The 14,179-nt window shown below is 50.3% G+C and carries 11 protein-coding genes; 6 read left to right on the top strand and 5 right to left on the bottom strand.

The features are described from left to right. Positions 1–18: 18 nt before the first annotated feature. Positions 19–1,260, bottom strand: coding sequence for an MFS transporter (locus FE839_RS07290; RefSeq protein ID WP_138360178.1), 1,242 nt, complete (start codon positions 1,258–1,260; stop codon positions 19–21). Positions 1,261–1,504: 244 nt separating this feature from the next. Here FE839_RS07290 and FE839_RS07295 point away from each other — a divergent pair, with 244 nt between their 5' ends. Beyond that, positions 1,505–2,500, top strand: coding sequence for a LacI family DNA-binding transcriptional regulator (locus FE839_RS07295; RefSeq protein ID WP_138360179.1), 996 nt, complete (start codon positions 1,505–1,507; stop codon positions 2,498–2,500). A 1-nt stretch (position 2,501) separates the two neighbouring features. Here FE839_RS07295 and araE read toward each other — a convergent pair whose 3' ends face one another. Then, positions 2,502–3,920, bottom strand: a complete 1,419-nt coding sequence (gene araE / locus FE839_RS07300) for an arabinose-proton symporter AraE (protein ID WP_138360180.1) — start codon at positions 3,918–3,920, stop codon at positions 2,502–2,504. Between the two features lie 525 nt (positions 3,921–4,445). Then, a complete protein-coding gene (gene kduD / locus FE839_RS07305) occupies positions 4,446–5,207 on the bottom strand; it encodes a 2-dehydro-3-deoxy-D-gluconate 5-dehydrogenase KduD (RefSeq protein ID WP_138360181.1) in 762 nt (253 codons plus the stop codon). Positions 5,208–5,747: 540 nt separating this feature from the next. Here kduD and FE839_RS07310 point away from each other — a divergent pair. Next, positions 5,748–6,923 (top strand): oligogalacturonate lyase family protein, encoded by a 1,176-nt coding sequence (locus tag FE839_RS07310; RefSeq protein WP_138360182.1) that lies wholly within the window; start codon positions 5,748–5,750, stop codon positions 6,921–6,923. Positions 6,924–7,989: 1,066 nt separating this feature from the next. On the opposite strand, the gene FE839_RS07315 is transcribed toward FE839_RS07310, so the two are convergent. After that, the gene (locus FE839_RS07315) at positions 7,990–9,168 is read right to left on the bottom strand and encodes an acetyl-CoA C-acetyltransferase (RefSeq protein ID WP_138360183.1); all 1,179 of its coding nucleotides are present in this window, start codon (positions 9,166–9,168) and stop codon (positions 7,990–7,992) included. Positions 9,169–9,555: 387 nt separating this feature from the next. Here FE839_RS07315 and FE839_RS07320 point away from each other — a divergent pair, with 387 nt between their 5' ends. The 4 genes from FE839_RS07320 to FE839_RS07335 all read left to right on the top strand — a co-directional run bounded on the left by FE839_RS07320 (position 9,556) and on the right by FE839_RS07335 (position 13,476). Next, positions 9,556–10,785 (top strand): amino acid permease, encoded by a 1,230-nt coding sequence (locus tag FE839_RS07320; RefSeq protein WP_138360184.1) that lies wholly within the window; start codon positions 9,556–9,558, stop codon positions 10,783–10,785. A gap of 550 nt (positions 10,786–11,335) precedes the next feature. Further along, positions 11,336–12,031 carry a flagellar brake protein gene (locus FE839_RS07325; RefSeq protein ID WP_138360185.1) on the top strand — a complete coding sequence of 232 codons (696 nt, stop codon included), beginning with the start codon at positions 11,336–11,338 and terminating at the stop codon, positions 12,029–12,031. A gap of 5 nt (positions 12,032–12,036) precedes the next feature. Beyond that, complete coding sequence (locus FE839_RS07330; protein WP_138360186.1) at positions 12,037–12,621, top strand: helix-turn-helix transcriptional regulator; 585 nt, start codon at positions 12,037–12,039, stop codon at positions 12,619–12,621. A 138-nt stretch (positions 12,622–12,759) separates the two neighbouring features. Beyond that, positions 12,760–13,476: an EAL domain-containing protein gene (locus FE839_RS07335; RefSeq protein WP_138360187.1), complete on the top strand. Its 717-nt coding sequence runs from the start codon at positions 12,760–12,762 to the stop codon at positions 13,474–13,476. Between the two features lie 48 nt (positions 13,477–13,524). On the opposite strand, the gene FE839_RS07340 is transcribed toward FE839_RS07335, so the two are convergent. Further along, positions 13,525–14,112: a fimbrial protein gene (locus tag FE839_RS07340; protein WP_241675618.1), complete on the bottom strand. Its 588-nt coding sequence runs from the start codon at positions 14,110–14,112 to the stop codon at positions 13,525–13,527. Between the last annotated feature and the right edge of the window lie 67 nt (positions 14,113–14,179).

Raw genomic sequence — 14,179 nt, forward strand, 5'->3', positions numbered from 1 at the left:
ATGCGTTACTCTTTTGCTTCAGATAGCGGAAGTTTGCGGCACCAGCGGATCGGAAGATGACTTACCGGACCGTAATAAAAAGATGGAGATAAAGGTGGTACAGAACACCAGCAGTCCCATAATCAAGTAGGAGTGGGCAAAACCGTATTTTTCATAGCTATAGCCCGCCAGGGGCGACAACACCGTGGCGATAACCGAGCTGGTGCAGGCAAAGCCCACCAGATACAGGGTAGATGAGAGGCGTTTATCAAAATTTAAACTGTTGTATTTAAAGATAGAAACCAGCAGCACCGGCAGTTCGACCGCATGCAGCAGTTTGCTAATCGAGATAAGCAGCGGCCCTTCCACCAGCCCGGAAGCCACCATACGCATCGCCATCACCATCCCGGCAAAGATCAGGCCGTTTTTCGCGCCGATACGGTTGACCAGCCACGGCGCACAAAACATGCCAGCAGCTTCAAGGAACACCTGGAACGAGTTCAGGTAACCATACATCTCGTTGCCTTCCTGCAAGGTCGGGAACTGAGAAGAGAAGTAGACCGGAAACTGCTGGTCGTACACGCCGTAAATGCAGGTGCCAACCACGAAGAAGACCAGCGCCCAAAAGCGCGGCAGGGTCAGCAGACGCAAGGCATCTTCCAGCGTGACTTTTCCCCCTGATACCGCTTCCTGCATAGCGTGCGGCGCAGAGGAAACCCGCAAGCGCGCCAGTAAAATAAAGAACACCAGTCCGGAACAACTGGCTACCGCGAAATTTAAGTGCGGGTTGATGTTAAACAGTAAACCGGCAAAAAACGTCGCCACCGCCCAGCCCAGCGATCCCCACATTCGTGCCTTGCCAAACTCAAACTGGCTCTGGCGCGCTACGCGTTCGGTATAAGATTCCAGAACCCCAATGCCACCATTGAAGGTCAGACCGATATAAACCCCACCGAAAATACTGCCCAGCAATACGTTAATTTTCAGCAGATAACCAAATAGCAAATAGGCCGGGCCAGAGAGGATCAGCAGCACGGTAATATACCAGAGCAGATTTTTGCGCAGACCAAGCTTGTCCTGTATAAAGCCGTAACAAACCTGGGCAAACAGCGCGGAGACGGAAAGCACCGCATAAATGATGCCGGTGTCCCCCGCTTTCAGCCCCACTTCCTGATGCAACCAGATAGAGAGCAGCGAGCCTGAAGAAGACCAGGTGACGAAAAAGAAAAACAGTAAGGCACTGAGTAACGGATAGCTCTGAGAGCGATGCGCTTTCATCATAACATTCTCATGTTGGGGTAATGCCGACATGGTAACGTTAACAAAAAAAGAAACTCATGCCGTTTTGCTGATATTTATGATGTTAATCACAAAAGTTAACGTTAACATAACAGGAATGAGATCACGATCAAATATTCCTCATCCACGCGTACGCCATGTGTGGGATAGAATGTCGTATGATCCTTTTACATCAGCAACTTAGTTGTATAACCCGTTGTCGGACGGCAATGGTGGAGCACTCAATATGGCATCTCTGAAAGATGTGGCAAGGCTGGCGAATGTATCGCTGATGACGGTGTCGCGGGCGCTGAATAGCCCGGAAAAACTGAAGCCGGAGACCCTGTCCCGCGTCCAGGCCGCTATCGAACAGACTAATTACGTTCCCGATCTGTCGGCGAAAAAAATCCGCGGCGCGCACGCCACGCCAAACACCATTGGGGTGCTGGCGCTGGATACCGTCACCACACCATTCTCGGTGGAAATTACCCTGTCCATCGAAGAAACCGCGCGGGCACACGGCTGGAATAGCTTCGTGGTGAACATGTTTTCCGACGATAGCCCGGAAACCATTGTCGATCTGCTGCTCTCCCATCGTCCGGACGGCATTATCTACACCACCATGGGCCTGCGCCAGGTGCCGCTCCCTGCCAAGCTGTTGACCCTCCCCTGCGTGCTCGCCAACTGCGAAAGTCTGCGCGATCCGGTTGCCAGCTATATCCCGGATGATGAGCAAGGTCAGTATACGGCGGTACAGGCGCTGTTAGCCGCGGGCTATCGTCGCCCGCTGTGCCTGCATCTACCGGCCAATCATCTGGCTACCGTCCGCCGCCGTCAGGGGCTGGAACGCGCCTGTCTGGAAGCGGGTATCGATCTAGGCACACTCGATCATTGCTATATGGCGTACGGCGATGAGCACTATCGCGATATCCCTGCCATGCTGCTGGCACATATTCACCAGCAAGCGCCGTCATTCGATTCGGTCATTTGTGGCAATGACCGAATCGCCTTTATGGTCTATCAAACGCTGCTGGCCCAGGGGCTGCGCATTCCGCAGGATGTGGCGGTGGTGGGCTACGACAATATGGTGGGGATCGGCGATCTGTTTTTACCGCCGCTTTCGACAGTACAGTTACCACACTATGACATCGGGCGCCTGAGCGCCCTGCATATTATTAACGGCGACAGTCACCGGCAGACGGTGCGGGTTGCCAGCCCATGGTTACCGCGTGAGTCATTGTAATTTAATTACCAATATTGCGCAGTTTCTCACCGGACATCAGCTGGCGTTCAATATGCTCCAGCGTGACATTTTTGGTCTCCGGGATCAGCCAGAATGTCACGCCGATAAACGCAACGTTTAGCACGGTATAGAGCCAGAAGGTTCCTGCCGCGCCAATGGTATCCAGTAAAGTCAGGAAGGTTGCGCCGATAATCATATTCGACACCCAGTTAGTGGTGGTTGAGCAGGTAATACCGAAGTCGCGGCATTTCAGCGGTTGAATTTCCGAACACAAAATCCACACGACCGGCGCGGCACTCATCGCATAGCCTGCAATACACATCATTGTCATCCCGACCGAGAGCCAGGAGAGGCCGCTGGAAGCGGTGCCATTATCAAACTGCATCAGGCAGTAACCCAGCACCAGCGTACCGATAGCCATGACGCTAAAACCAATTTTTAGCGCTGGCTTACGCCCGGCTTTATCAACGGTAAAGACGGCAATAAAAGTGGCGAACATAAACGTCAGACCGACCACAAGGGTCGCCACCATCTGCTGCTGAGTGGTGGTAAAACCAGCCATTTTAAAGATACGCGGCGCGTAATACATGATGATGTTCATACCGGTAAATTGCTGCATCGCCTGCAACAACATGCCGAGAAATACCGCACGGCGTACGTTGCGGTTGACCTTAAATAGCGCCCAGCCGCTCTGCTTCAGCTTCAGGCTTTCGCGGATTTCATTCAGCTCGTCACGGGCTTTATCTGAAGTATCACGCAGCATCCGCAGCACCTCTTCCGCTTCGATATGGCGTCCTTTTTCCGCCAGCCAGCGGGGGCTGTCAGGCAGAAAGATCACCAGAATAATCAGCACAATGGCGGGTAATGCCAGCACGCCAAGCATCGCCCGCCAGTTACCGCTGTAGCTAAATGCGGTATCGGAGAGAAACGCCATCACGATCCCCAACGTCACCATCAATTGATACATACTGATCATCTTGCCGCGCACATGTTCACTCGCCATCTCAGAGAGATACAGCGGCGCGGTATAAGAAGCGATCCCCACGGCAATCCCGAGAATAACCCTTGCTATCAGCAGCATTTCAATGCTGGTCGCAAAAGCAGAGCCCACGGAACCGGCGACAAACAGCACTGCGCCCGCCATCAGACTGTATTTGCGTCCCAGTCGAAAAGAGAGCCAGCAGTTAAATAATGCGCCAATCGCGGCTCCCAGCATCATGCTGCTCACGACCCACTCCTGCAGGCGACTGGATAATACAAAATGTTCGGTAATAAAGGGCAAGGCGCCGGCAATCACCCCGATGTCGAGACCAAACAGCAATCCTGCCACCGCGGCGGCAATTGAGACAAACTGATTCATGCGCCGGGTATCGCGCTGCGTACCCGGGATGGATGTAGAGTCGTGACTAATTGAAATCATTTTTTTCCTGCCAGACGAAGTAAGACATAGGGTGAAAGTACGAGATCGGTGAACTCAAGTGTCAGGCCGGACAAGCCAAAAATATGGATTAATTAGCTATTGAGGATCGTTTTGTGATGGACATTCAACTTTGGAGCAAACAGAAAATGATCATTCTCATATCTACACTTCCTGTAATATATAGAGTTATCCATGAAATATAAAAAAACAATATGGATTATTTCCATTTCATGATATGGACAATTATTGTTATAGCATGAGAAAGCTACTGGCGTGGCAATACCGATTCAGGTTTGCCATACGTTATCTGGAGAAGGCTGCGAGGATCTTTATCGCCATCCCTGGAGAGATATTGAACGGGACGGTAGAACCGTCACTCCGCGGGAAGAGACCGCGTCCTGCGAAGGAGAAATGAGAAGCGCATAAACAGAGGTAAGGCCACGCAAAACAGCCAGTCAGTTGCTGAACTGACTGGCATGACTGCCGAAACGGTTTTTTGTTATGACAGCCAAACGAGGTGAAAAATTAGCGTGCCAGCCAGCCGCCATCCACCGCAACGGTGTAGCCATTGATATAATCCGAGGCGCTGGAAGCCAGAAATACCACCGGCCCCATCAGGTCGCTCGGCAGTCCCCAACGGCCTGCCGGGATACGATCGAGGATCTCACTGCTACGTTGTTCATCCGCGCGCAGCTGCTGAGTATTATTCGTCGCCATATAGCCCGGCGCGAGCGCATTCACATTGATACCGTGTTTCGCCCACTCGTTCGCCAGCAACCGGGTCACGCCCATTACCGCACTTTTAGACGCCGTATAAGACGGTACGCGGATCCCGCCCTGGAAGGAGAGCATTGAAGCGATGTTGATAATCTTGCCGCCGGTCCCCTGGGCAATAAAGTGTTTCGCCGCCGCCTGAGACATAAAGAATACGCTCTTAATGTTCAGATTCATCACGTCATCCCAGTCTTTCTCACTGAATTCAATCGCATCCTCACGACGGATCAGACCAGCGTTGTTCACCAGAATATCAATATGACCGAATTCAGCCACCGCGCGTTCCAGCAGTTGCGGAATACCGTCAATCTGACGCAGATCGGCGGTCAGGCTGAGAAAGCGACGCCCCAACGCGGTTACGCGTTCAATGGTTTCCGTCGGTTCAACAATATTAATCCCTACGATGTCACAACCTGCTTCCGCCAGACCGAGCGCCATGCCCTGACCCAAACCCGTATCACAGCCGCTGACAACGGCCACTTTACCCTGCAGGGAGAATGTATCGAGAATCATACTTGGTTCCTTTCATCTTTCAGTGCCTGTAGGCACAGGCGAGGTTCTATTCGTCCGGCCCGCTTGCTTGCGCAGACCCATATGGTTTACAGAACTCTCAGGGGTTTCCCATATAAAAAATAAAACAGAGTTCCGTTTTTAGGTTTATCCATCTTATCCTTGCCTAAAGCCATTTTCAATTATTATTAAAACATTGTTTCAATTTTAATGTGTGTCAATATTGAAAATGCCGAACAGATCACGAAGTGTATGACGACCAGCGCTGATTTTTTATTTTTACTCCATAAAATACATATGGTTAACATCTCATTAAAATGGTTGAGCTCCTTCAGAAACGACAGTAATGCGGCGACTGGCCAGGTATCAGATGGTGCAATGGCGAAAAAGTGCGATCCAGAGCAAGGTATTGTTGCTAATTGAGCACGTCATCACAAATAATGAAACATTGTTTTGATAAATTAACACCCATCTTTTAAATAGAATCGTGCTGACCGGTCTCTAATGACCTGGCGACATATCAGGAAGGAAAAGGAGTACATCATGGCTAAAGGCATGCGGGTAAAATTGAATTACGACGTCAGCCGCGATCCGGACACCGGCGCAGAAATCACCCGCTTAACCCCACCCGACGTTACCTGTCATCGTAACTATTTCTATCAGAAATGTTTTTTTAATGATGGCAGCCATTTACTGTTTGCCGGCGAATTCGATGGTAACTGGAACTACTACCTGTTGGACCTGGCGAAAGCCGAGGCAGTACAGTTGACCGAAGGCGCTGGCGATAATACGTTTGGCGGTTTCCTTTCCCCGGATGATAAATCCCTCTATTACGTAAAAAACGACCGCACGTTGCTGGAAGTTAACCTCACCACCCTGCAGGAACGCGAAGTTTATCGTGTTGCCGACGACTGGGTGGGCTATGGAACCTGGGTTGCGAACAGCGATTGCACGAAACTGGTTGGCATCGAGATCGCCAGAAGCGACTGGACGCCGCTCAACGACTGGCAGATCTTCCACGATTTCTTCCATAAAGGTCCTCATTGCCGTCTGCTGCGCGTCGACCTGCAAACCGGCGAAAGCAGTGTGATCCACGAAGAGAAAAAATGGCTGGGCCACCCGATTTATCGGCCTTTCGATGACAACACCGTCGCCTTCTGCCATGAAGGCCCACACGATCTGGTCGATGCAAGAATGTGGATGGTGAACGAAGACGGCAGCAACGTGCGTAAAGTCAAAGAACATGCAGAAGGTGAAAGCTGCACCCACGAATTCTGGGTACCGAATGGCTCCGCGCTGGTCTATGTCTCTTATCTGAAGGGCCAGCAGGGCCGGACGATTTATCGCTTCAACCCGGATACCGGGGTCAATGAAGCGGTCATGCAGATGCCCGCCTGTTCGCATCTGATGAGTAATTTTGACGGCACAATGCTGGTGGGCGATGGTTCCGGCACCCCTGTGGACGTGAAAGACACCAGCGGCTACACCATTGATAATGACCCGTATCTGTACGCTTTTGATGTCGCGAAACAAGCTTATTTCCGCGTCGCGCGTCACGATACCTCCTGGGCCACGGTGGCCAATAGCCGCCAGGTTACCCACCCGCACCCGTCCTTTACGCCGGACGATAGCGCCATTTTGTTCAGTTCCGATAAAGACGGTAAACCTGCCGTTTATATCGCGAAGTTGCCGTTGCATCCTGAGATGCTGAAGGCATAGCGTTTGTCACTGTTTGAGTGAATGTTTCTGTAACTGGCCTTGCCCTCCCTCGCGGAGGGCTTTTTTCTGGCGCGTGATCCGCCCTTTCTGGCGACGCAATTCACATCGTGAATCGTCGCAATCCGTCGGAAAACACAAACAGAAAACCCCGGCTAACGGCTCTAATGCTGGTCAGTTAAGGGCTGTCAGTTGCATTTATGGCTGGCTGAGCGGTTCTGTCAATCGGTGGTTTAAACGAAAATCTGATTCGCTTACTGAGCTGATACGGGCTGAATGAAATATAAAGGATATAACTTTTTTTATGATTTTCAGCCTCTGAAAAGCCACTGACGAATAACGGACTCACCGCATGGGGGTTGGGCGCATCAAGGAAACCTGGCGAGAACGCAGGCGCGCATCCAGGACTGGCCGCCAGGACGGCGGCCAGAGGGCGGGTCGAGACAGGACGTCGAGTCCCGCCCGGTCCGCCAGATGAAGCCGGAGTGGAGCGGACCGCGGAGCGGCAGGTTTTCAGCGCCATGCCGGGGGTGCAGGGGGACGGGCGAAACGTCCCCCTGCCCGTTCACACGCTGTGAATATAACGAATATCGCGTATTTATCGTGAACGGAACAGGCCATGGAATCTGAATGGGTGAAAACGAAAAATACGTCATGCTCGCCAGAACCACCGATAATGCGATTGCCACAGGCAAATAAAACAAAAGACAACACCGATGATTTTCTTAAGTGAACGGCATTGCGGCTAACGGCTCCGGGGAAAACGATGAGGGCGTTTTTTGTTTTAGAACGAGTAGGCCACCTCCACACGGAAGCGGGTCTGGCGGTCGAGACCAGGAAAAATTCGGGTACGCCTCCTCGACCGGCCACTCGCCTGATCGGAAAACGCAACGAATTTCCCTGTCGGCGGATATGCTGCCACCCACGCAATTGCGGGTAAAAGAAACAGGCCCCAGGCCAGAACCCGGCGAAAATAAACAATACGCGACTCCTGACTTTTGGCAAAACCAGCACTCAACCTCCGGGCCTGGCCCACCGGAAAGCGCCGGAAACGGGCGTCCGGAAAGTTCTATTCACGTTCAACCGCCAGCGCAACCCCCTGACCGCCACCAATGCATAGGGTCGCCAGTCCTTTATGTGAATCGCGTTTGATCATCTCATGAACCAGGGAGACCAGGATACGGCAACCGGAAGCGCCAATTGGATGGCCCAGCGCGATCGCACCACCGTTAACGTTCACCCGCCGCTCATCCCATTCCAGCATCTTCCCCACCGAAATCGCCTGAGCGGCAAAGGCTTCATTGGCTTCAATCAGATCGACTTCATCCAGCTTCCAGCCGGCTCTTTCCAGGCAACGGCGGGTGGCATGTACCGGAGCAATTCCCATCAACGCGGGATCGACGCCAACGCTGGCAAAGGCGCGGATCCGCGCCAGAACCGGCAGCCCCAGCGCCTGAGCTTTAACTTCACTCATCATCATCACCGCTGCCGCTCCATCATTAATGCCTGAAGCATTACCCGCGGTTACCGACCCTTGCCGATCGAAAGCCGGGAGCAAACCCGCTAGCGTTTCTGCACTGGTCTCCGATCGCGGTTGTTCATCGGTATCCACCAGACGTGAAATACCGTTGTACTCAGTGGCCACGGGCACAATTTCATCGCGAAAACGACCGGAATCAATCGCCCGTCGCGCTTTATGCTGCGAACTGAGCGCCCAGGCATCCTGCTGTTCGCGGCTGATATCATACTCGCGCGCCAGATTTTCTGCCGTAACGCCTATATGATAATCATTAAATGCATCCCACAGGCCGTCGTGGACCAGGCTGTCGATAATCTGACCGTTATCCCATTGCGCCCCGTTGCGGCTGTCGGTTAAAACGTGCGGAGCACGGCTCATATTCTCCTGCCCTCCGGCGATCACCACATCGGCTTCCCCGCACTGAATGGCCTGAGTCGCCAGGTGTAGCGCCTTCAGACCGGAGCCGCACACATCGTTGATGGTAATTGCAGAAACGGTATCAGGCAGTCCGCCACGGAGCGCCGATTGACGCGCCGGGTTTTGTCCGGTGCCCGCAGTCAGGACCTGACCGAGGATCACCTCATCAACATGCCGGGGATCGACGCCGCTACGCTCGACTAAGGCTTTCACCACCACGCTGCCCAGTTCCACCGCCGAATGACGCGACAACGTCCCCTGAAAACAGCCGATTGGCGTTCGCAGCGCGCCGACGATTACGACCTCTTTCATCCTCTACCTCTGCGCATAAAAACAGCACTATAGTAGTGAATTGTTATCAATAAGTTTCGCAATTATTTAAAAAAGTGAGCATGAATCACAAAGATTTTAGCCGATTTTAACGCCCGTAACCCCCGAGAGCGCAGCACAGCCCGCTTCCCCCCCTCTCCCGACAAGGTTTTTTATTCCACTCCCCAACAGCAAAAAAGTACGAGGATAACCGACTATATTCAGCGCCATCAGGCTGTAATCCGCGTCAATGATCTTTCGCAGGCGGCCAGAGCGATGACCGGCGATCCGCCGCCTCACCGCGCCGCCGGAAACTATCGCCACAGCAAATATATAAATGTGATAAATTGCACTCCTTTTTGTTCTTTTTATGGTTGATAAAGTCGCATAATGTATAAATTTTGGTCTAAAGAAGAGACACTTTGGAGTTTTGCCTTATATGGTACTGCTGTAGGTGCAGGCACGTTATTCTTACCGATTCAGTTGGGCGCTGCCGGCGCCATAGTTCTGTTCATCACCACACTGGTTGCCTGGCCGCTAACTTATTGGCCGCACAAGGCGCTGAGTCAGTTCATCCTCTCCGCCAAAATTGCCCCTGGCGCGGGGATCACCGGTGCCGTTAATCACTATTATGGTAAAAAGATCGGTAATCTGATTACCGGGCTCTATTTCCTCGCTTTTTTCGTGGTGGTGCTGATCTACGCGGTGGCCATTACCAATTCGCTCGCCGGGCAGTTATCCCGCTCTATTCCGATCACGCCTGCAGTACGCGCATTGCTTAGCCTCGGCGTGGTGCTGGTACTGAATCTGATCTTTTTAATGGGTCGCCATATCACGATTAAAGTGATGGGATTTTTAGTCTTCCCGCTCATTGCCTGCTTCTTGTTCCTCTCTGTTTATTTAATGGGCAGCTGGCAGCCTGAGTATCTGACCAGTCAAATGCAGCTGACTCCGCACACGCTCCACCAAATCTGGATCTCAATTCCCGTGATGGTTTTTGCTTTTAGCCATACGCCGATCATTTCGACTTTTGCTATCGATCAGCAGGAGAAATACGGCGAGCACGCCATGAGTAAATGCAAAAAGATCATGAAGGTGGCCTACACGCTTATCTGTGCCAGCGTGTTGTTTTTTGTTTTCAGTTGCCTGCTGTCGATACCTACAACGTATATTGAAGCCGCGCGTGATAAAGGCGTGACCATTCTTTCCGCGCTGTCGATGATGCCCGGTTCACCGGCCTGGCTGGCGGTGACCGGAATTATTGTCGCGGTCGTCGCGATGTCGAAATCATTCCTTGGAACCTATTTTGGTGTGATTGAAGGCGCCAATGAAATCGTGAAAACCGCCCTCGCCCAGGTCGGTATTCGCAAAAGCCGGGCATTTAACCGTGCGATGTCGATCCTGCTGGTTTCCACGCTGACCTTTGTGGTCTGCTTTATCAACCCTAACGCCATCTCAATGATTTATGCGATCAGCGGCCCACTTATTGCAATGATTTTATTCATCATGCCGACGCTGTCCACATATCTCATTCCGGTGCTGAAACCCTATCGCTCACTCGGTAACGTGATAACCCTGGTGGTAGGTTTACTGTGCGTCTCGGTAATGTTCTTGAGTTAACCTCCCCGGGCGGCGGAGATCCTTCTTCGCCGCCGTTCTGCCCGTATTCTCATTTCCGCACGCCTGCTCTTCCGCCCACCTTATCGCCCATTGATTTCACGTCACCAAATGCCATCTCCCGTTATTTGCGCTATCGACATTCCGGCGGATTGAATGCATGACAGGAGTCCAGTATTCGGTTGCGCAAATTCCCGCTCCGCGAATTTATCGCCTGCCCTTCTTATGTTGCCAAATGATTTTGTGTAAACATCCTATAAATTGGCTGTTATTTGCATTATGTTCTAACCGATACCCCTGACACAGAATAGTTGAATGCTCTTTGATCGGCCTCCGGACTGGAGGCATCTGTTGTTTCTGCCACAAAAGGATTTTAGTTCTCTTGATTGCAGGAAAAACAATATCTCATCCAAAGTTTATACAAATCAATTTAGCCAAAAAGATAGCTAACAACATTAAACACTCATAAAAACATCTGATTAACACAATCAGAATGTTCGTATTGCTATATAAAAAATCAACGCCACACAATAACAATTAACAAGGATTTTACATGACAGAGGGAACAATAAAGACCAATAAGTATGAAATTATTGCTATTTTCAGAGAAGAGCGTCGGAAACAGGCAGAGATAGAAATTATTATTAATAACAAAAGCACCATTACCCAGTTAACACGTGTGGATTTTTCTGAATTTCATATTGCCACCGGCAGAAAAATCCCTGCCGGTCATAAGGTTAAGTTTATCTTGCATAGTGATTCCGGGAAAATAGAGTTTTGCTCAATGTTAAAAAAACAGGGTGCTCATGGTGAAAGTAATACGGTAGCGTTCATCTTGCCTGACTGTATCAAGGTAGTGCAACGGCGGCGCGCGCCACGATTCCGGTTACATCAGGAGCACGGCTTTCTCTGCCATGGCCGATATAAGAATGGAGAAAACTATCTATTCGAAATCAAAGATATTTCGGATGGGGGTTGCGCACTGATAACCGCAAACCCCAATCTAAAATTTCTCAGCCATAATGCAACCATCAAGAATGCCATTCTGGACCTCGCTGAATATGGTGAAATAACCGTAGACCTGGTGATAAAAAATGTCGTCATGGTAACCCTGGATGATAAAGAAGCCCCTGCAAGCTACTACCAGATTTCTTGTCAGTTTAAATTTCGCCATCCTGATAACAAGAAGAGAATAGAAAAAGTATTACTCGACTTGATTATGGAAGCCAAAAGAAAAAAGAGAGTTTAAATCCCTTGAACAGTATCTTACTTTACACCGATGACAATATCATTGGGCAATCAATTTACCACTATCTTACGGATAATCAGAAAAGCATTACCACGCTGGATCTGCTGGCGTTGACCAATGGTATCTGCGTTCCGTTGACCGACACCGTGATCATCAATGTTATTCATAAAGATATCGCGGCAGCCACCACTGTCGCGTTACTTAACAGCTTACAAAATCACCTGATGTCCTGCACATCGCTGGTTCTTATTGTCCAGAACGAGCTATCCAGCCTGTGTCGGGAGCTTCTGAATCTGGATAATGTTTTGATTCTACATGACAAATCACCCATAACAGATTTCGCCGCCATTATTACCCCACCATTAGCCCCAGACAATGTGCAGGAATTATGCACCCAGAGAATGCTGAGCGCCAGGGAACGCCAGATTCTGGAGTTAATCATTACCTGCAACAACAATAAAAGAATTGCCGCGCTTCTCGATATTGACCACAAAACGGTGCATAGCCATAAAGCACATATCATGAAGAAACTCGGCATGCATAACTCATGGAGCATGCACAAGATGATAGCCAATATGTATCAATGTTGAAATCTACAGTATGCCGGTGCTCTATCAAAAACCGATAATTAATTGGTATTTTGCCTTTAATCATTCCCATCGGCAGAAAGGTTACCTATAATAATATTACTCTCTCCCGACTTTCGACTTGTTTTCTGATAAGAGATAATGAACGCAACCATTTTTCCCTGCCATAACCTCTCACGTAGCGATTTATTCGTTCGTTATGTCTTTCAAAAAATGTTTTCCCCAAAAGGTACACTCGTCGCGGTGGAATGTCTGAGCCGTTTCGATCGCATGCCCATCTCACCTGAAGATTTCTTTCGTTATGCCAATACCGGGTTACGTGAGAGTATATTTATGGAACAACTGGCGCTCATTGAAAAACATAAACAATGGTTTAATAAAAAGGGTATTTTCGCGACGATTAATGTTGACGACCATATACTGAACGTGTTGCTCAGGCCAGAGATCCAGGAGATTATTGAGCACATTGGTTGCGTCCACTTTGAAGTTACGGAGAATTCAAATAAGTTATTGAATAATGCCCTCGCCACCTGGCGTACCGGACAACGCGCGACGCTCTGGCTCGATGACTTCGGTTCAGGCTACGCAGGTATTAATGCCATTCGCGGCTACCATTTTGATTATGTCAAAATCGATAAAAACCTTTTATGGGATTTAATGAAAAAAAACGCGGGGCGACCGCTGATGGATGCGCTGGTCACCTTCCTTACCCGTAACCAGCATAATGTTATTATTGAAGGTATCGAAAGTGAAGCACATAAGAACTGGTTACAGGGTATGGAATGGTTTGCCATTCAGGGGCACTACTGGCAAGAGGTCAGCATGGAACAACTGATTCAAGAAGAAATCGGGATTTAAAAAATGCCGGAACATTCCGGCATCACAATCAATAAATAAATCAGCGAATTAATTATAAACTAACTCCCAGGTCGCCCAACTGGTCAACAAACCACTGGTCGCTTTTTCCGGGGTGGGCGTAACGTAGCCGATGTAGTAAGTAAATACGCCGCCGTCTACTGACTTTTCCACCAAAGGCACCCGGTTTTGCAGCGGGTCTGCCGGGACAATTTTATTGCTCTTATCCAGGGTATTATTGTCGTTAGTCGACAACGCCAGAAAAATATGACGGGCACCGTCCGCGCGCGTATTCGCCAGATAACCGGCGTTTTCATTGCTGACGGAATTGACCATAAACCCATCAATCCAGCGCACGCTCACCATCCGAACTTCATCTTTATCCACCGCGCCGCCATCATGGCGAAGCTGGCAGTTTGAGAGTTCCAGCGTAAAAGGCTGCGGTTTCATAAATGCACCCGCGCCTCGGGCGTGCACTTCCGCCAGGCTGATCGGCGCCAGCCAGACGCTACCGCTGCCTGCATTATTGCCACCGTTGAGCGTCACACTGCAGGAAATATCGGTCACTCTCCCGGCAAAATCCACTCGCCCTTGATCATAATTGGTCTCAAATCCCCACGCCGAAGAGGCAACAAGCATTGCGCTCACCAGACCCCGTTGAATGAGTCGTTTGCGATTTTTATACTGGACTGAATCACGCATCCCC

Origin of the sequence: Klebsiella indica, assembly GCF_005860775.1 — a bacterium.
Lineage (GTDB): Bacteria > Pseudomonadota > Gammaproteobacteria > Enterobacterales > Enterobacteriaceae > Klebsiella > Klebsiella indica.